At 60.4% G+C, this 17,050-nt stretch carries 11 protein-coding genes; 5 read left to right on the forward strand and 6 right to left on the reverse strand.

Features of this window, described 5'->3' with window-relative positions:
* Window positions 1-190: 190 nt before the first annotated feature.
* Both PSH97_RS15225 and PSH97_RS15230 read left to right on the forward strand, forming a co-directional pair.
* Entirely contained in the window at window positions 191-1,414 is a 1,224-nt protein-coding gene (locus PSH97_RS15225) for a DUF3422 domain-containing protein (protein WP_305445637.1), read from the forward strand.
* A 167-nt stretch (window positions 1,415-1,581) separates the two neighbouring features.
* Complete coding sequence (locus PSH97_RS15230) at window positions 1,582-3,768, forward strand: TonB-dependent siderophore receptor (protein ID WP_305445638.1); 2,187 nt, start codon at window positions 1,582-1,584, stop codon at window positions 3,766-3,768.
* Between the two features lie 164 nt (window positions 3,769-3,932).
* Here PSH97_RS15230 and PSH97_RS15235 read toward each other — a convergent pair whose 3' ends face one another.
* Genes PSH97_RS15235 through PSH97_RS15245 form a run of 3 tightly spaced genes read right to left on the reverse strand, consistent with a single transcriptional unit; the run spans window position 3,933 to window position 9,660 of the window.
* Window positions 3,933-5,318, reverse strand: coding sequence for an efflux transporter outer membrane subunit (locus tag PSH97_RS15235; protein WP_305445639.1), 1,386 nt, complete (start codon window positions 5,316-5,318; stop codon window positions 3,933-3,935).
* Window positions 5,315-8,461 carry an efflux RND transporter permease subunit gene (locus PSH97_RS15240; protein WP_305445640.1) on the reverse strand — a complete coding sequence of 1,049 codons (3,147 nt, stop codon included), beginning with the start codon at window positions 8,459-8,461 and terminating at the stop codon, window positions 5,315-5,317. Before PSH97_RS15240 ends, PSH97_RS15235 begins: the two co-directional genes overlap by 4 nt.
* A 2-nt stretch (window positions 8,462-8,463) precedes the next feature.
* The gene (locus tag PSH97_RS15245; protein WP_305445641.1) at window positions 8,464-9,660 is read right to left on the reverse strand and encodes an efflux RND transporter periplasmic adaptor subunit; all 1,197 of its coding nucleotides are present in this window, start codon (window positions 9,658-9,660) and stop codon (window positions 8,464-8,466) included.
* A gap of 113 nt (window positions 9,661-9,773) precedes the next feature.
* On the opposite strand from PSH97_RS15245, the gene baeS reads away from it, so the two are divergent.
* Complete coding sequence (baeS, locus tag PSH97_RS15250) at window positions 9,774-11,192, forward strand: sensor histidine kinase efflux regulator BaeS (RefSeq protein WP_305445642.1); 1,419 nt, start codon at window positions 9,774-9,776, stop codon at window positions 11,190-11,192.
* A gap of 2 nt (window positions 11,193-11,194) precedes the next feature.
* Window positions 11,195-11,878 (forward strand): response regulator, encoded by a 684-nt coding sequence (locus PSH97_RS15255; RefSeq protein WP_305445643.1) that lies wholly within the window; start codon window positions 11,195-11,197, stop codon window positions 11,876-11,878.
* A gap of 19 nt (window positions 11,879-11,897) precedes the next feature.
* Here PSH97_RS15255 and PSH97_RS15260 read toward each other — a convergent pair whose 3' ends face one another.
* The 3 genes from PSH97_RS15260 to PSH97_RS15270 form a co-directional block, all read right to left on the reverse strand.
* Window positions 11,898-12,347, reverse strand: a complete 450-nt coding sequence (locus tag PSH97_RS15260) for a hypothetical protein (RefSeq protein ID WP_305449808.1) — start codon at window positions 12,345-12,347, stop codon at window positions 11,898-11,900.
* A gap of 118 nt (window positions 12,348-12,465) precedes the next feature.
* Complete coding sequence (locus PSH97_RS15265; RefSeq protein WP_305445644.1) at window positions 12,466-13,728, reverse strand: HAMP domain-containing sensor histidine kinase; 1,263 nt, start codon at window positions 13,726-13,728, stop codon at window positions 12,466-12,468.
* The gene (locus PSH97_RS15270) at window positions 13,725-14,408 is read right to left on the reverse strand and encodes a response regulator transcription factor (protein WP_305445645.1); all 684 of its coding nucleotides are present in this window, start codon (window positions 14,406-14,408) and stop codon (window positions 13,725-13,727) included. The genes PSH97_RS15265 and PSH97_RS15270 overlap by 4 nt, the downstream gene beginning before the upstream one ends.
* Before the next feature lie 224 nt (window positions 14,409-14,632).
* Here PSH97_RS15270 and bamA point away from each other — a divergent pair, with 224 nt between their 5' ends.
* Window positions 14,633-16,999 (forward strand): outer membrane protein assembly factor BamA, encoded by a 2,367-nt coding sequence (bamA, locus tag PSH97_RS15275; RefSeq protein ID WP_305445646.1) that lies wholly within the window; start codon window positions 14,633-14,635, stop codon window positions 16,997-16,999.
* Window positions 17,000-17,050 lie beyond the last annotated feature (51 nt).

The raw sequence follows: 17,050 nt of genomic DNA on the forward strand, positions 1-17,050 counted from the left end.
CAGCGATGGCCGTTCGCCTGAAAATCGGTGGCACTGCTGATGTAGGCTGATACACCGACTTCGCGGGCAAGCCCGCTCCCACAGGTTCCATGGTTGGCATTGGTATTGGGCAACCGCCAGGTTTTGTTTGTGACTCGGGTATTCGTCACCCAGTCCCAAGAACAAACAACTCCAACATGGCCCAAACAGCATGCATCCGCAAAGACTGATCCTGCACAACGAGTTGCACGCGCGCCCTTCTCTGTATTTCGACGAGCCCGCCCACGTCTTTCATCTGGCGTTTCTGGTGAATGACGGGCAGTGCGACACTCTGCTGAGTCGCTGCTGCCCCGGCCCCGTCGACCCGGATGCAGCCCAAGGCATCACCGAGCTGGAGGGCTACGCCTTGAAGTGGGAACGGCACGCGGAGTTCCTGACGCTGACGCTGGTGGTGCCCTCCTCCAGCCACGAGCCCTGCTGGAGCCCGCCACCCAAAGCCTTGATGGACCGGGTCGAACCCTTCATGCAGCACGTGATCAACGCTGTGCAGATTGTGGTGCGCACTGATACGTCCTTTTCTGGCGATTTGTCTGTTTATGGATTCAAAGATCCTAGCGGCTCTTGCATCGGCGGTGGCGATGCGACGGTCTGGAGCGATTTTCGCCTGAACGATGACGGCACCAACCGTTTCCTGTTCATTAACAAACGCCTGAATGCGTATCGGCTGGGACGGATGATCCGCCGCCTGCTGGAAATCGAAACCTACCGAATGATGGCTTCGCTTTCACTCATCACCGCGAAAGCCTTGAGCACTCAGCTCAACGTCTTCGACAAAACCCTGGTAAACCTCTCGGAACGTAACGCCGGCCCCGATACCGGAAATGCGAAAGCGTTGCTGACCGACATTGCCAACCTGTCGGCGCAAGTGGTCAGCAGCAGCGCGAAAACCCGACACCGCTTCAGCGCCACCCAAGCCTATGCACAGCTGGTTTTCGAGCGCTTGGGCGAACTGCGCGAAAGTCATGTGGGTGACTGCCAGCGACTGGGTATCTTCATCGAAAGACGCTTTAAACCCACGGTCAGATACTGCGCGGTCACCGAACAACGCCTGGAGCAACTGGCCGAAAGCGTGGCCAACCTCGGGGACTTGTTGCAGGCCCGTGTCCAGGTCGAAATGGAAGAGCAGAACTCGGAAATCCTGAATAGCCTGAACGCCCGCGCCGATACTCAAATCAAAATCCAGCGCGCCGTCGAAGGCTTGTCGATTATCGCCATCACCTATTACTTGTTGAGCCTGTTCAAGCTGTTCTACTCGGGGTTGCATGTCATGGGCGCGGATATTTCCGCGCGAGATGCCATGCTGGCCATGACCCCGCTCGCGCTCTGCGTCCTGCTGTTTATTTTGATCAGGATCAGGAAAGCCAAAGAACATTGACCCACCGTAAAATGCCCCGGCGCGATAATCGCCGTATGCGACAGGGGCCATGCACTACCAGCCCTCAGGGCACACATCGTTTTTTCCAGTTTTAACCGACTCTTTCCTGAAGCGCGCCCGGGCACCTGTGCCCGCCAGCCCGGGAGCGCAGTCGTCGAGGAGTTTTCATGGATATGCTTTACCGGACCTCCCGCGAGGGAGTGACCGCCCCGCGGTTCGCGTTCAATCCCTTGAACCTGGGCCTGCTGCTGGCCAGCGCGATGCCTTCGGCCTGGGCCGCCACCGAACTGCCGGCGGTGACCGTCACTGGCGAAGACACCTCCGGTTATCAGGCCGAAAGCGCTTCGGTCGGTGGTTTCGAAGCGGCGCCATTACTTGATACGCCGGCCTCGATTTCGGTGGTCAACGAGGCCTTGATCAAGGATCAGCAGGCGCGCCTGCTCAGCGAAGTGCTGCGCAACGACGCCTCGGTGGGTGAAAGCTACGCGCCGGTCGGTTATTACGAAAACTTCGTGGTACGCGGCTTTTCCCTCAACTCCGCCAGCAGCTACAAGATCAACGGCCGCACCATCACCGGCGAGCAGAACGTCGGGCTGGAGAACAAACAGCAGGTGGAGTTGCTCAAGGGCCTTTCCGGTCTGCAAAGCGGCGTCAGCGAGCCCGGCGGGCTGGTCAACTATGTGACCAAGCGGCCTGCCGATGTGCGTTCGGTCACCGTCTCCACCGACGATCGCGGCAGCGGTTACCTGGCCACCGATGTCGGTGGCTGGTTCGGCAGTGAACAGCAGTTCGGCCTGCGCGCCAACCTGGCACACGAAGACCTTCACTCCTACGTCGAACACACCAACGGCCAGCGCGATTTCGCCTCGCTGGCCTTCGACTGGAACATCAGCCCCGATGCGCTGCTGCAACTGGATGCCGAGTACCAGACCAAGGAACAGCGCTCGGCACCGGGTTATCAATTGCTCGGCGGTTCCAGCCTGCCGCACCACGCCTCGCCGAAAAAGCTGCTGGCACACCAGAGCGGTTCGAAGCCAGTCACCACCGATGCGCTGAACCTCAACGGCAACTTCGAATACCGTTTCAGTGACCAGTGGAAAGGCAGCCTCAGCGCTTCCCGCAGCCGTGTAGTGATCGATGACTACAGTTCGTTCGCCTGGGGCTGCTACGGCTCCGTCAGTTGCGCCAGCGCGGCGGTGCCGAACTATTTCAGCCCCGAGGGCGACTACGACATTTACGATTTCCGCAGCCCCGACGATACCCGCCGCAACGACGAAGTGCAGGCTGCCCTGAGCGGCCGCTTCGAAACCGGCGGCCTGGGCCACGAACTGAGCGTCGGGACCAGCGCGTTCCGCCGCGTGGTGGACAAGCGCGACGCCATCAACCAGATGATCGGCAGTGCCAACATCAACAGTGAGCCGGCTGATTTTGCCCGCTACGACGGCCCGCTCAACGATTCCTATCGACGCCTGGACAGCCGTCAGTACGGGTTGTTCTTCAATGACCGGATCAGCTTCAACGAGCAATGGCAAACCGTGCTCGGTGGGCGCGAAGTGCGCCTGGATGAAGAGACCTTCGACAGCCAGGGCGACACCACCCGGCACACCCAGCGCTATGTGTTCCTGCCCCAGGCCGCACTGATCTACAAGCCGCTGCAAAACCTGTCGCTGTACACTCGCTACAGCAAGGGCCTGTCCCTGGGTGGCGAAGCGGCGTGGTTCACCACCAATGCCTATGAAATCCTCGCGCCCACCGTGTCGCGACAAATCGAAGCCGGCATCAAATACGACTGGCAGCGCATCAGCCTGGCCGCGGCACTGTTCCAGATTCGTCAGGCTTATCAGTACTCGCGACCGAATGACGACGGCACGTTCACATTCACCCAACAGGGCGAACAGAAGAACACCGGGCTGGAGCTCTCGGCCAATGGCTGGGCCAGTCAGCGCCTGCAGATTTCTGCCAGTGTCGCGGCGATCCGCGCGCGGGTCACCGACAGCGGCACGCCAGCTTATGAAGGCCACCAGGCGATCAACGTGCCGACCCTGCGCGCCAACCTCTACGGCGACTATGCCCTGCCCTGGTTCGACGGCCTGGCGCTGCTCGGCGGAGTGCAGTACAGCGCCAGCAAGTACGCCAACCGCCAGGGTGAAGTGCAGACCGGCGCCTATGCCGTCTTCAACATCGGCAGCCGCTACAGCACGCGCATCGACGGTTACGACACGGTGTTCCGGCTGACCGTGGATAATCTGTTCGATAAACGCTACTGGCGTGATGCCGGTGAGTACATGGGCGATGGCTACCTGTTCCAGGGCGCGCCACTGACCGCGCGGCTGAGCGCCTCGATCAACTTCTGATTCACCGGAACGAAAGAAGAGGCCGAAGCTAATGGTACGGAACCTGTGGGAGCGAGCCTGCTCGCGATAAGGCCATCAACTTCAACATCAATGTCGCCTGCCAGACCGCTATCGCGAGCAGGCTCGCTCCCACACTTTTGAACTGCATTACCCCGGCACAGACATCAATTCCAACCGCCCCCCATCACCTTGTACAAACTTACCCGGTTACTCTGCTCGGCCAGACGCAGGGTGATCAGGTCCTGTTGCGCGCTGTACAACGAACGCTGCGCGTCCAGGGCTTCGAGGTAACTTTGCGAACCGCCTCGATAGAGCGCGTCGGCCAGTTCAAAGCTTTTGCGGCTGGCGTCGGTCAAGGCTTGCTGGGCCGCCAGGCGTTGGTCCAGGGTGCTGCGTACCGCCAGGGCATCGGCCACTTCCTTGAAGGCTGTTTGCAGGGTTTGTTGATAGGTCTGCACCTGAATTTCGCGCTCGACCTTGGCTGCGTCCAGCGTGGCGCGGTTACTGCCGGCATCGAAGATCGGCAGGCTGACGCTCGGGGCGAAGGTCCAGGCGCCGCTGCCGGCCTTGAACAGACCGGACAAGGCCGAGCTCGCGGAGCCGGCGTTGGCGGTCAGGCTGATGCTCGGAAAGAACGCCGCACGGGCCGCGCCGATATCGATGTTGGCCGACTTGAGAGTATGTTCGGCGGCCAGGACATCCGGGCGACGTTGCAACAAACTGGACGGTAACTCATCCGGCACCTGAACCAGCACCGCGGCCGATTGCAGGCTAGCGCCGGGCAGCAGTTCATCGGGAATATCGCTGCCGACCAGCAAGCGCAGGGCATTGCGGTCCTGGAGAATCTGACTGGCATAGACCGCCGCGTCGCCCCGGGCCGATTCCACAGTGGTTTGTGCCTGGACCAGGGCCAAGCCGGAGGAACCACCCAAGGCGTGGCTACGCTGAGTCAGTTCGTAGGTTGCCTGCTGGCTGCGCAGGGTTTCTTCGGCCAGTTGCAAACGTTCGTTGTCCGCCGCCAGGGTCAGCCAGGCCGTGGCCACTTCCGCCACCAGACTGATCTGGGTGCTACGCCGGGTTTCGGCCAGCGCCAGATAGTCTTCCAACGCTTCGTCCTGAAGGTTCTGCACTCGCCCGAACACATCCAGTTCGTAACTGCTCAAACCCAGTTGCGCACTGTACTCATGACTGGTGCTCGCCGCGCTGCTGCTAGACGTGCGGCTATGTGTGCCGCTGACTCCGGCATCGATGGTGGGAAACGCCGCCGCCCGTTGAATGCGATATTGAGCCTGGGCCTTTTCGATGTTCAGGCTGGCCAGACGCAAGTCACGGTTGTTGGCCAGGGCAAGGGTCTGCAAGCGCGCCAGGCGACTGTCGGTGAAGAACTGCTTCCAATGAATATCCGCCGCCGCATCGCCTGTGGGCGTGCTGCTCGTCGGTAACCATTGCTCGGCGACCGGCGCCTCAGGGCGCTGATACTGCGGCGCCAGGTTGATACAGCCACTGAGCAACGCCAGAGCGGCCAACAATGGCCAATGAAACTTGATCATGCATCACCTTTCTGGACGGTTGGGTTGGCGATTGTTGCGGTGGATACACGACCGAAACGGCGACGGATCAGCACAAAGAACAGCGGCACAAAAAAGATCCCCAATACAGTGGCGCTGAACATGCCCCCCAGCACGCCGGTACCGATGGCCTGGCGCCCGGCGGAACCGGCACCGGAACTCAACGCCAGGGGCAATACGCCGAACATGAAGGCCAGGGATGTCATCAGAATCGGTCGCAGGCGTTGGCGCACGGCAACCAGCGTCGCGTCCCGCAAGCTGTTGCCCTGCTCTTGCAGGTGCTTGGCGAACTCGACGATCAGAATCGCGTTCTTCGCCGCCAGCCCCACCGTGGTCAACAGCCCGACCTGGAAGTACACGTCGTTACTCAAACCACTGAAACGGGTCGCCAGCACCGCGCCGACCACCCCCAGCGGCACCACCAGCATCACCGAGAACGGCACCGACCAGCTCTCGTACAACGCCGCCAGACAGAGGAACACAAACAGCACCGAGATCCCGTACAGCAGCGGCGCCTGGGAGCCGGACAGGCGCAGTTGATAAGACTGCCCGGTCCACTCATAGCCGATGCCTTCGGGCAGTTGTTTGATGATCGCTTCCACCGCGTCCATGGCGACCCCGGAACTCACCCCCGGCGCCGGATCACCGACCACTTCCAGCGACGCGTTGCCGTTGTAGCGTTCCAGCAACGGCGAGCCATAGCTCCACGCGCTGCTGGCGAACGAGGAAAACGGCACCATCTCGCCTTTGCTGTTGCGCACGAACCAGTGCTCCAGGTCGGCCGCCTGCATCCGCGCCGACGCCTCGCCCTGCACGTAAACCTTCTTCACCCGACCCTGATTGAGGAAGTCATTGACGTAACTGCCGCCCAACGCCGTGGACAAAGTGGCGTTGATGTCGCTGGTGCTCAGACTCAAGGCCCCGGCCTTGCGATCATCGATGCTGACCTTGAGCTGCGGTGTATCGTCCAGGCCATTGCTGCGCACCCCCAGCAATCGAGGGTCTTTGTTGGCCAGTTCGATAAACTGTTCCCGCGCGGCGACCAGGGCGTCATGCCCCAGACCACCAAGGTCTTTGAGTTGCAGGTCAAAGCCCGAACTTTGCCCCAGTCCGCGCACGGCCGGTGGCTGCATGACAAACACGCTGGCATCGCCAATGCTCGCTAAAGCCAGGGTCGCACGCTGGGCTATCGAGGCCGCATCCTGCCCTTTCCCGGATCGCTCGCTCCAGTCCTTGAGCTTGATAAAGGCCCTACCCGTGTTCTGGCTGTTACCACCCATGCCCAGGCCACTGATGCTGATCAGCGCCTCGACTTCCGGTTGTTCGAGCATGTAGCGCTCGAACTGTTTCATTACCGCCTGAGTGCGGCTATCGGTGGCGCCCACCGGCAACTGGATCTGCGCCATGAGAATGCCCTGATCTTCGTCCGGCAAGAACGAGGTCGGCAGGCTGGCATAACCAGCACCCATCGCCAGCAAAACCACCCCGTACACCAGCAAGCTCCGACGCCCACGCTGCAGAATGCCGCCTACCAACTGTTGATAGCGCTCGGCGCTCCGTTCGAAACTGCGGTTGAACCAGCCGAAGAAGCCGCTTTGCGCGCCATGGCCCTGGGCATCGGACGGCTTGAGCAACGTCGCACACAAAGCAGGCGTAAGGGTCATCGCTACCAGCACCGACAGAAGCATGGCCGAGACGATGGTCACCGAGAACTGCCGATAGATAATCCCGGTGGAACCGCCAAAAAATGCCATGGGAATAAACACGGCGCTGAGCACCAGAGCGATGCCGATCAGCGCGCTGGTGATTTCCGTCATGGACTGGCGCGTCGCCGCCAAGGCCGACAGCCCCTGCTCGCCCATTACCCGCTCGACGTTTTCCACCACCACAATGGCATCGTCCACCAGCAGACCGATGGCCAGGACCATGGCGAACATGGTCAGGGTATTGATCGAATAGCCGAACAGTGCCAGCACGCCGAACGTGCCCAGCAGCACCACCGGCACGGTGATCGCCGGGATCAGCGTGGCGCGCAGATTCTGCAGGAACAGGAACATGATCAGCACCACCAGAACGATGGCCTCCCCCAGGGACTTGACCACTTCTTCGATGGACAGGCTGACAAAGGGTGTCGTGTCGTAAGCGATGACGTTCTTGAGCTGCATTTCCGTAGGGTAGAAAGGCTCCAGTTCCTTGAGTTTGGCCTTCACGGCCTCACCCACGCTCAAGGCATTGGCCCCGGCGGCGAGCTGCACGCCCATGGCGGCGGCGGGTTTGCCGTTGAGGGCAGAACTCACGTCGTAGCTTTCGCTGCCCAGTTCGACCCGTGCCACATCCCCCAACAGCACCACCGCCCCATTGCTGGTGGACTTGACCACCACGTTGCGAAATTCTTCGGCGGTTTGCAGCTTGCTGCGGGCGCTGATGGTGGCGTTCAACTGTTGCCCGGCCACCGCCGGCAAGGCACCGAGCTGGCCGGCGGACACTTCGGTGTTCTGTGCTTCCAGGGCGCTGCTGATGTCCGAGGGCATCAACGAATACTTTTCCAACAGGGCCGGGTCCAGCCAGATGCGCATGGCATAGCCCGAACCGAGGGTCTGCACGTCGCCGACGCCATCGATACGACTGATCTGGTCGAGCAAGGTGCTGGAAATGTAGTCGCCGATCTGGGTGCCGGTAACGCTTTCGTTATCGGAGGCCAGGGCGGCAATCATCAGAAAGTCCGAACCGCCCTTGGTCACGGTCAAGCCTTCGCTCTGCACCGACTGCGGCAGTCGGGATTCGGCCTGTTGCAGTTTGTTCTGCACCTGCATCTGCGCCACATCCGGGTTAGTGCCGGCGGCAAAGGTCAGGCTGATGCTGGCGCTGCCCGCCGAACTGCTGGAGGCCGACATGTAGGTCAGGTTATCCAGCCCTTTCATCTGCTGTTCGATGACCTGCGTCACCGAGTTTTCCACGGTCTCGGCCGAAGCGCCGGTGTAGGTGGCGGAGATCCGTACTGTCGGCGGCGCGATGTCCGGGTACTGTTCCAGCGGTAACTGACTGATCGACAAGGCCCCGGCGAGCATGATGACGATGGCAATAACCCAGGCAAAAATCGGTCGATCGATAAAGAACCGCGCCATGGTCAGCCCTCCTGCGCAATGGCAGTAGGCGCCGATCGCGGCGTGCGGCTGCGAGTGCCGGGGTTTTGCGCCAACACCGGCGCACCGACCTGGACTTTCTGCCCGCCCTCAACAATCACCTGGTCACCCGCCGTCAGGCCGGATGTGACCCACCACTGGTTGCCCACGGCGCGGTCGATGGTCAGCACGCGTTGCTCGACCTTGCCGTTGACCACCAGCAGCACCGACGTCACACCGCTGGCGCTGCGGGTCACCGCCTGCTGCGGGATCAGGATCGCCTGATCGTCCCGGGCCTGTTCCAGCACCGCCCGCACATACATGCCCGGCAGCAACAGCCGGTCCGGGTTGGCGATTTCTGCCCGCGAGGTCACGGTGCCGGTGCCCTCATTGACGCTGACGCCGCTGAATTTCAAGCGGCCTTCATGGGCGTACGTGCTGCCGTCGTCGAGCTTGAGGCTGATCCGCGCTTCGCCCTCGCCGTTGCTTTGCAGCACGCCGCTGGCCAGGTCGCGCTTGAGGCGCAACAGCTCGGTGGTCGATTGAGTGACGTCAACGTAGATCGGGTCCAGTTGCTGCACCGTGGTCAGTGCGCTGTCCTGATTGGCCACCACCAATGCACCGGGGGTGACCGTCGAGGTTTCGATGCGCCCGCTGACGGGTGAGCTGATGCGGGTATAGGCCAGGTTGATGCGAGCTGTATCCACGCCGGCCTGGGCCACTTGCAGCTCAGCTTCGGCGGTCAGCAGACTGGCTTGAGCATCCTCGTTGTCCTGCTGGCTGATGGCATCGATCTTCGCCAACTGAGCATTGCGCTTGGCCGTGGCCTGGGCCGACTTCAATGTGGCGCGCGCCTTGGCCAGGGTCGCCTGTGCTTCAGCCAACGCGGCCTTGTAAGAAGACGCGTCCAGCTGATACAGCGCCTGCCCGGCCTTGACCTCGGCGCCTTCGACAAACAGCCGCTGCTGGACGATACCGCCGACCTGCGGGCGGATCTCGGCGACCATGAACGCTTGAGTGCGCCCGGCCAGTTCCGTGGTCAGCGCCTGGCTTTTGGGCTGCACCGTGATCACTGAAACCTTGGGCGGTTCGATCACGGGCGCGGATTCGCCGGGGGAGCAACCGCTCAACACGAGCAGAACAATCAAGGACAGTAGAACGGCGGCGGTCACCAGGGATTTGGCGAATAGTTTGGTCGACATAAATGCCTCTGCAAGACGGGATGGAGCAAGTCAGGCGCCATACTGCGAGGCAAATGTGCAGGAAAATTGAAGATTGCCCGCCGCCCTTGAATCTTCGTCGCGCCAGGGCCTAAATGGGCGGGCCATTCACCGACCTGCCCGAGCCCATGAAACTGAGCATTTCCACCAAGCTGTTTATTGCCGTACTGGCCAGCGTGCTGTTTGTCATCTTGAGCATGGGGGTGGCCAACGGCTGGAGCTTTGGCAAAGGTTTTCTCGACTACCTCAACGAACAGGCCCTGGCGCGCATGACGCCGGTGCTGCCGCGCCTGGCCAGCGCCTACGAGCGCGAAGGCAGCTGGGAATTCCTGCGCAACCAGCCGGATCGCTGGTTCGAGCTCATGCGTCCGGAGCCAGGCGAAAAACCTACCGGCCCACAGCTGCCTACCCTGCCCATGTCCGACCTGACCGGCGCGGTGTTTCGCATCGCCCTGCTGGACCAGCAAAAGCAACTCGTCATGGGCTACTCGGCGATTGCCGACGATGCCCTGATGCGCCCTATCGAGGTCGCCGGTAAAACCGTCGGCTGGCTGGCGGTAACGCCATTCCAGAACGTGACCGAAGCCGGCGGCGAACGCTTTCGCCTATATCTGTTGCGCACCAGTCTGGCCGTGGGCGTGCTCTCATTGCTGCTGGCGATGCTGATCGCCTGGTGGATCGCCCGCACCCTGCTTGACCCGGTCAAGCGGGTGGCCGCCGCCACGCACCGACTGGCCGCCGGGGAATACAGCAACCGGGTGGCGGTGTCTTCCAATGACGAAGTCGGTCAGCTGGCTCGCGACTTCAATCAGCTGGCGTATACGCTGGAGCGCAACGAAAAAATGCGCCGGGAGTTCATGGCCGATGTTTCCCATGAGCTGCGGACCCCACTGTCGGTGTTGCGTGGTGAACTGGAGGCCATCGAGGACGGTGTGCGCACCCTCGATCAATCCTCGATGAAATCGCTGCAAGGCGAAGTCGGCATGCTCAGCAAACTGGTGGATGACCTGTATGAGCTGTCTCTGGCCGATGTGGGTGCACTGACTTACCGCAAGTGCGAATGCGATCTCAACGAGCTGCTGGACAGTTGCGTGGCGATGTTCCAGGAACGCTGCAATGCCCGGCATTTGCGCCTGGAGCTGGAGCTACCGACCTCGCCGCTGCGGTTGGAGGCCGACCCCAAGCGCTTGCAGCAACTGTTCGGCAATCTGCTGGAAAACGCCGTCCGTTATACCGATGAGGGCGGCGTGCTACGCATTCACGCAGCCAGCGATGGCGACATCGTACGCATCGATTTTCTTGATTCCGGGCCTGGGGTCGACGCGGATCAGTTGCCACGGCTGTTCGAGCGTTTCTACCGCGGCGAAGCCTCACGCAATCGCGCCAGTGGTGGCGCTGGTCTGGGGCTGGCCATCTGTCACAGCATCGCCCTGGCCCATGGCGGCAGCCTCAGTGCCGATCACTCTCCTTTGGGTGGCCTTTGGCTGACCCTGCGCCTGCCACGGAACGCCTGACCATGGTCAACGACAGCCCGATCCTCATCGTCGAAGACGAACCCAAACTGGCCGCGTTGATGCGCGACTACCTGTGCGCCGCTGGCTATGCGACCCAGTGCCTGGACAACGGGCTGGAGGTGGTGCCGGCGGTGCGTGCCCGCGAGCCGCGGCTGATCCTGCTCGACCTGATGCTGCCTGGACGTGACGGTCTGCAAGTGTGCAAGGAACTGCGCGGCTTCAGTGCCGTGCCTATCATCATGATCACCGCCCGAGTCGAGGAAGTGGATCGCCTGCTCGGGCTGGATCTGGGCGCCGACGACTACATCTGCAAACCCTTCAGCCCTCGCGAAGTGGTCGCCAGGGTCAAAGCCATCCTGCGACGTAGCCCGCATCTTTTGACCTCTGCAGCACCGCGTCTACAGATTGACGAAGCACAGTACCAAGCCTCCCTCGACGGTGTGGCACTGGACCTGACGCCTCTGGAACTGCGCTTGCTCAGTACCCTCGCCCGCTCTCCGGGACGCGTGTTTTCCCGGGATCAGTTGCTCGACAGGATCTACTCCGATCACCGGGTGGTCACCGACCGCACGGTCGACAGCCATATCCGTAATCTGCGGCGCAAGCTCGAACAGGCCTGCCCGGGGGAGCATCCCATCGAATCGTTGTATGGCGTGGGCTATCGGTTTCAGCTCGCCGACGCCTGAAGCGTCGTCGAGATTACCGTTATTGATCGGCCGCATAGATGATGGTTTGCGCGCTGTCGGATGTCGCAAGGCGGTGGGTGAAGTAGGTGTCGCCTTCATCTGTCTGGATCTCGTAGTCGACCTTGCTGGCGACACGGCCCGATGCACCGCAATGCTTGATGATTTTCAGCACCCGCTGAAACTTCACGCCCTGAGTACCGTTCTGGGCAGGGCCGGTGAGTACATTGACCGTTTGAAACCAGCCTTCATTCTTCTTGTTCGACACGAGGGTGCCGGTCAGTGCCTCAAAGCGCTCCAGACGGGTAAAACCCCAGAGTGTCTGTTCCTCGACCGTTTGGTCCTTCGCGGCGGAACCCGTAAACACAAACAGGTTGATGGCCGGATTGTCTTCGCAAAAGAAGTCATAGGGCACAAGTCCGTCCACCATTTTCTTGCCGGCAACGAAGCCCTTTTTATGAACCAGAAACATGACCACCTCCACTCAATAACTTCACTAAAACATCAGCAAACGCTGAGTAAGTTTGAGCGGGGAGTCTACTGAGACGGGGCGTACAGGGCCGTCAAGCCAATGTAATATCGTGTAAAGATCATGCCTGACGGGGCAAACTGATTTCCACGGTCAGCCCACCTGACGGCTCGTTGCGCGCCACGATCGTGCCGCCGTGCATTTCCACGGCCCTTGAGGCAATCGCCAGGCCCAGCCCGAAACCGGCACTGGCCTCGTTCAGGCCGCGCTCGAACGGGTGAAAAATGTCCTGCAATCGCTCGTTTTCAACACCCGGCCCCCGATCGGTAATCTGCACCGTCAGGTAGTCTGCGTCGAGATTGACCTCAGCCACTACAACAACAGTCGTGTTCGGCTTGGTATAGCGCACCGCGTTTCGAATGACGTTCTCGAAACACCGATACAGCAGTTCGCCGCTGACACGACTGACAAAGGCCGGACACGCCTGCAGGCTTACCCGGCAACCTTTCATTTGCGCCTCGAATTGAGCGTCCTCGACGATCACCGACAGCATCTCGACGATATCAATTGGCTCGCGCTCGATACTCTCGGGCCGACCCTGCATGCGCGCCAGGGTCAACAACGCCTCGATCAGCGTTTCCATGCGCACCGACTCGCGATCGATGCGCTCCACCATTTCCAGGCGTGCAGGATCTTGCTGCAACAGCCCGATAGCCGCTTGCATGCGCGTCAACGGTGAACGCAGTTCGTGAGAGATGTCGTGCAACAGATGTTGCTGGGCCTCCACCAGCAGTTTCAGCTGATTGGCCATCCGGTCGCAGTCCTCGGCCAGATCAACGATTTCATCGCGACGCTTACCCATCATCGGCTTGACCCGGGCTTCGAAGCGCCCCTGAGCCACGTTGCTCATCGCCCGCCTGAGATAGGCCAACGGCCACGCCAGGTAATACGCCATATAGCCGCTGAACAGCGCACTCATCACCGTGCCGATGAACAACGGAATCGAGCGCCCCGGCCCCCTGTCACCCTCCTTGCCAAGGGAATGTGTAGACCTGAGCGACAGCGCCATACCGTCCTTGCTGATGACCGATCGCTCATAAGCCGGTTGCGGAACCGGCGACCCCGCCAGCAGCTGGCCTGCACTGTCATACACGCCAATGGCCTGGTCACCGGGGTGCTCCCACACCGTCAGCAGCTGCCGGCCCGACTCGACGCCAAACTGGCGCAGCAGCTGCTCTTCGCTGGCAAGGATCGCTTCCAGATGAGGATCACCGGGCCTGAAACTGCCCAGCACCAGAACGCCCAATCCGACCAAAAACGTCAGGCTGGTGGCCAGCCAAAAGGCCAGGAACAGTTTCCAGAACAGCCGACTGGGTTTCATCATTCGGCGATCAACAGGTAACCGAGGCCACGCACGCTCTGAATCCAGGCCTTGGCGTCGGGCCGCGGCCCCAGCTTCTGGCGAATGCTGCTGATGTGCACGTCGATACGCCGGTCGTAGCGAGTCAAGGGACACCCCAAGGCATTGAACGACAGATCCTGCTTGCTCACCACCTGCCCGGCACAGCGGGCCAGCTCTTCGAGCAAGCTGAATTCGGTACTGGTCACCCCCAGCTCGCGCCCCTGCCAGAGGGCCTGACGCTTACCGGGCCACAAGACCAGAGGGCCAGTCCTGATCACTTCGGTGGTTGGCTGATCCACCGGCTGCACCCTGCGCATGATTGCCCGTAAACGTGCCACCAATTCCCCCGGCGAACTGGGCTTGGGCACATAGTCATCGGCGCCCAGTTCCAGGCCGGTGATCTTGTCTATGTTGTCGCCTCGGGCGGTGAGCAACACTACCGGCACCTGGCTTGCAGCCCGAATGCGCCTGAGCACCTCGATACCCGACAGTCGCGGCAGCATCACGTCCAGTACCACGATGCTGTAGCGGCCGGACAGCGCTTGGACCTCACCCTCCTCGCCCGTGTGCACTGCTGTCACCTCAAAGCCTTCACGCTCCAGGTATTGGCTGAGCATTCCAGTCAGTTCCTGGTCATCGTCAACTAGCAATACGCAGATCATGGCGAGCTCTTGAATGGGTATCGGCGCATTATCGCCCTTGCGCTGCACAGCGTCATCGCCCCGGGCCAACCTTTACCTAACTTGACACTTGGTTAACCGCACCAAACGCACCGAGCTTTTATGCTTCACCTCCACCAGCCTGCTCGCTCCGCGGTAACTCGTCTTGCTGTGAGATATCCGCGCCCGCCTACGCTGCTTGTCGATGTGTTCTGGATAAGATCTTGATGAATTTTTCGCGTCTGCTCTGCTCGGCTGCACTGCTGCTCAATGCCACACTTGCGCACGCCCAAGGCTTCAAAATTTCCGATATTCGCATTAACGGTCTGCAGCGGGTTTCCGCGGGCAGCGTGTTCGGTGCCTTACCGTTGAATGTCGGTGATGAAGCGGACGATCGTCGCCTGGTGGAGTCCACTCGTGCACTGTTCAAAACCGGGTTCTTTCAGGATATCCAGCTGGGGCACGATGGCGATGTCCTGGTCATCACGGTCGTCGAGCGTCCCTCAGTCGCCAGTATTGAGATCGAAGGCAACAAGGCAATCTCCACTGAAGACCTGATGAAGGGCCTCAAACAATCCGGTCTGGCCGAAGGCGAGATCTTCCAGCGCGCCACCCTCGAAGGCGTGCGTAACGAGCTGCAGCGTCAATACGTCGCTCAGGGTCGCTACTCGGCGTCGGTCGATGCCGAGGTGATCGCGCAACCGCGCAATCGTGTGGGCCTGAAAATCAAGATAGACGAAGGCTCAGTAGCGGCGATCCAACACATCAACGTGGTAGGCAATACCGTATTCACCGAAGAAGAATTGAGCGACCAATTCACTCTCAAGACCAGCAACTGGCTGTCGTTCTTCAAGAACGATGACAAGTACGCTCGTGAAAAACTCTCCGGTGACCTGGAGCGTCTGCGTTCCTACTATCTGGATCGCGGCTATATCAATATGGATATCGCGTCGACCCAGGTGTCCATCACCCCGGACAAAAAACACGTCTATATCACCGTCAACGTCAACGAAGGCGAGAAGTACACCGTTCGTGACGTCAAGCTCAGCGGTGACCTGAAAGTGCCTGAAGACCAGGTCAAGTCCCTGTTGCTGGTTCAGAAAGGCCAGGTGTTCTCGCGCAAGCTGATGACCACCACCTCGGACTTGATCACACGCCGTCTGGGTAACGAGGGTTACACGTTTACCAATGTCAACGCGGTGCCGACCCCGAACAATGACGACCATACCGTCGATATCACCTTCGTGGTCGACCCGGGCAAGCGTGCCTACGTCAACCGCATCAACTTCCGTGGCAACACCAAGACCGACGACAAAGTGCTGCGCCGCGAAATGCGTCAGATGGAAGGTGGCTGGGCATCGACCTACCTGATCGACCAATCCAAGACCCGTCTGGAACGACTGGGCTTCTTCAAGGAAGTCAACGTCGAGACGCCGGCGGTAGCGGGTTTGGATGACCAAATCGATGTGAACTATAGCGTCGAAGAACAGGCGTCCGGCTCGATCACCGCCAGCGTCGGTTTCGCCCAGAGCTCAGGTTTGATCCTCGGTGGTTCGATCACCCAGAACAACTTCCTGGGCACGGGTAATTACGCCAGCCTGGGCCTTACCCGCTCGGGATATCAAAACAAGTACAATTTCGGTTTTACCAACCCCTACTTCACGCCGGACGGTGTGAGCCTGGGCTACAACCTGTTCTACAACGCCACCGACTACAACGATTATTACGATGACGGTGTTTCGTACTATTCCATCAATAGCTACGGCGCCGGCACCACCATCGGTTACCCGATCAATGAAACCTCACGGCTGAATTTCGGCCTGACTGTGCAACATGACAGCATCGATCCAGGCACCTACAGCGCCGATGAGATCTACGACTTTATCGAACGTGAGGGCAAGGAGTTCACCAACTTCAAGGCCAATCTCGGCTGGTCGGAATCGACCCTGAACCGCAGCGTGCTGGCCACCCGCGGACATTCGCAAAACCTGAACCTGTCGGTGACGGTGCCCGGCAGTGACCTGAGTTTCTACAAGATCGATTACACGGGACAGACCTTCCTGCCGGTCAGCGACTCCACCTCACTGCGGTTCCATACCAAGCTCGGCTATGGCAACAGCTACGGCTCAACAGACGGCCTGCCGTTCTATGAAAACTACACCGCAGGTGGCGAGGGCTCGGTGCGAGGCTTTGAAAGCGGCACCCTCGGCCCACGTAATACCCCCGCCACTGGCACGTATGCCAGTGCCGGACAGTCGTATTATTCCGATCGGGACACCGAAGCACTAGGCGGCAACATCCTCATCACCGGCGGCGTGGAATACCTGTTTCCGTTGCCCTTTATCAAAGACAATAAATCCCTGCGCACCTCAGTATTCTGGGACGTTGGCAGCGTCTATTCAAACAAGTGTTACCTGAGCACCACCCAGGCTTGCGACGGTGTCGACCTCAACCAGATGGCCAGTTCCGTGGGTGTTGGCGTCACTTGGTACAGCCCATTGGGCCCCTTGAGCGCCAACCTGGCGTTTCCGGTTCAAACGCCTGATAACGCGGATACGCAAGTGTTTCAGTTCTCTATGGGGCAGACGTTTTGATCAGGTAAGTGAAGGTATGAAAGCGCCAACCCTGGCGAGCCTTATTGATCG

Origin of the sequence: Pseudomonas cucumis (genome assembly GCF_030687935.1) — a bacterium.
Taxonomy (GTDB): domain Bacteria; phylum Pseudomonadota; class Gammaproteobacteria; order Pseudomonadales; family Pseudomonadaceae; genus Aquipseudomonas; species Aquipseudomonas cucumis.

Coding starts and splice junctions, on each gene's coding strand:
- PSH97_RS15225 (WP_305445637.1), top strand. CDS start 191: ATGCATCCGCAAAGACTGATCCTGCACAACGAGTTGCACGCGCGCCCT.
- PSH97_RS15230 (WP_305445638.1), top strand. CDS start 1,582: ATGGATATGCTTTACCGGACCTCCCGCGAGGGAGTGACCGCCCCGCGG.
- PSH97_RS15235 (WP_305445639.1), bottom strand. CDS start 5,318: ATGATCAAGTTTCATTGGCCATTGTTGGCCGCTCTGGCGTTGCTCAGT.
- PSH97_RS15240 (WP_305445640.1), bottom strand. CDS start 8,461: ATGGCGCGGTTCTTTATCGATCGACCGATTTTTGCCTGGGTTATTGCC.
- PSH97_RS15245 (WP_305445641.1), bottom strand. CDS start 9,660: ATGTCGACCAAACTATTCGCCAAATCCCTGGTGACCGCCGCCGTTCTA.
- baeS (WP_305445642.1), top strand. CDS start 9,774: ATGGGCGGGCCATTCACCGACCTGCCCGAGCCCATGAAACTGAGCATT.
- PSH97_RS15255 (WP_305445643.1), top strand. CDS start 11,195: ATGGTCAACGACAGCCCGATCCTCATCGTCGAAGACGAACCCAAACTG.
- PSH97_RS15260 (WP_305449808.1), bottom strand. CDS start 12,347: ATGTTTCTGGTTCATAAAAAGGGCTTCGTTGCCGGCAAGAAAATGGTG.
- PSH97_RS15265 (WP_305445644.1), bottom strand. CDS start 13,728: ATGATGAAACCCAGTCGGCTGTTCTGGAAACTGTTCCTGGCCTTTTGG.
- PSH97_RS15270 (WP_305445645.1), bottom strand. CDS start 14,408: ATGATCTGCGTATTGCTAGTTGACGATGACCAGGAACTGACTGGAATG.
- bamA (WP_305445646.1), top strand. CDS start 14,633: ATGAATTTTTCGCGTCTGCTCTGCTCGGCTGCACTGCTGCTCAATGCC.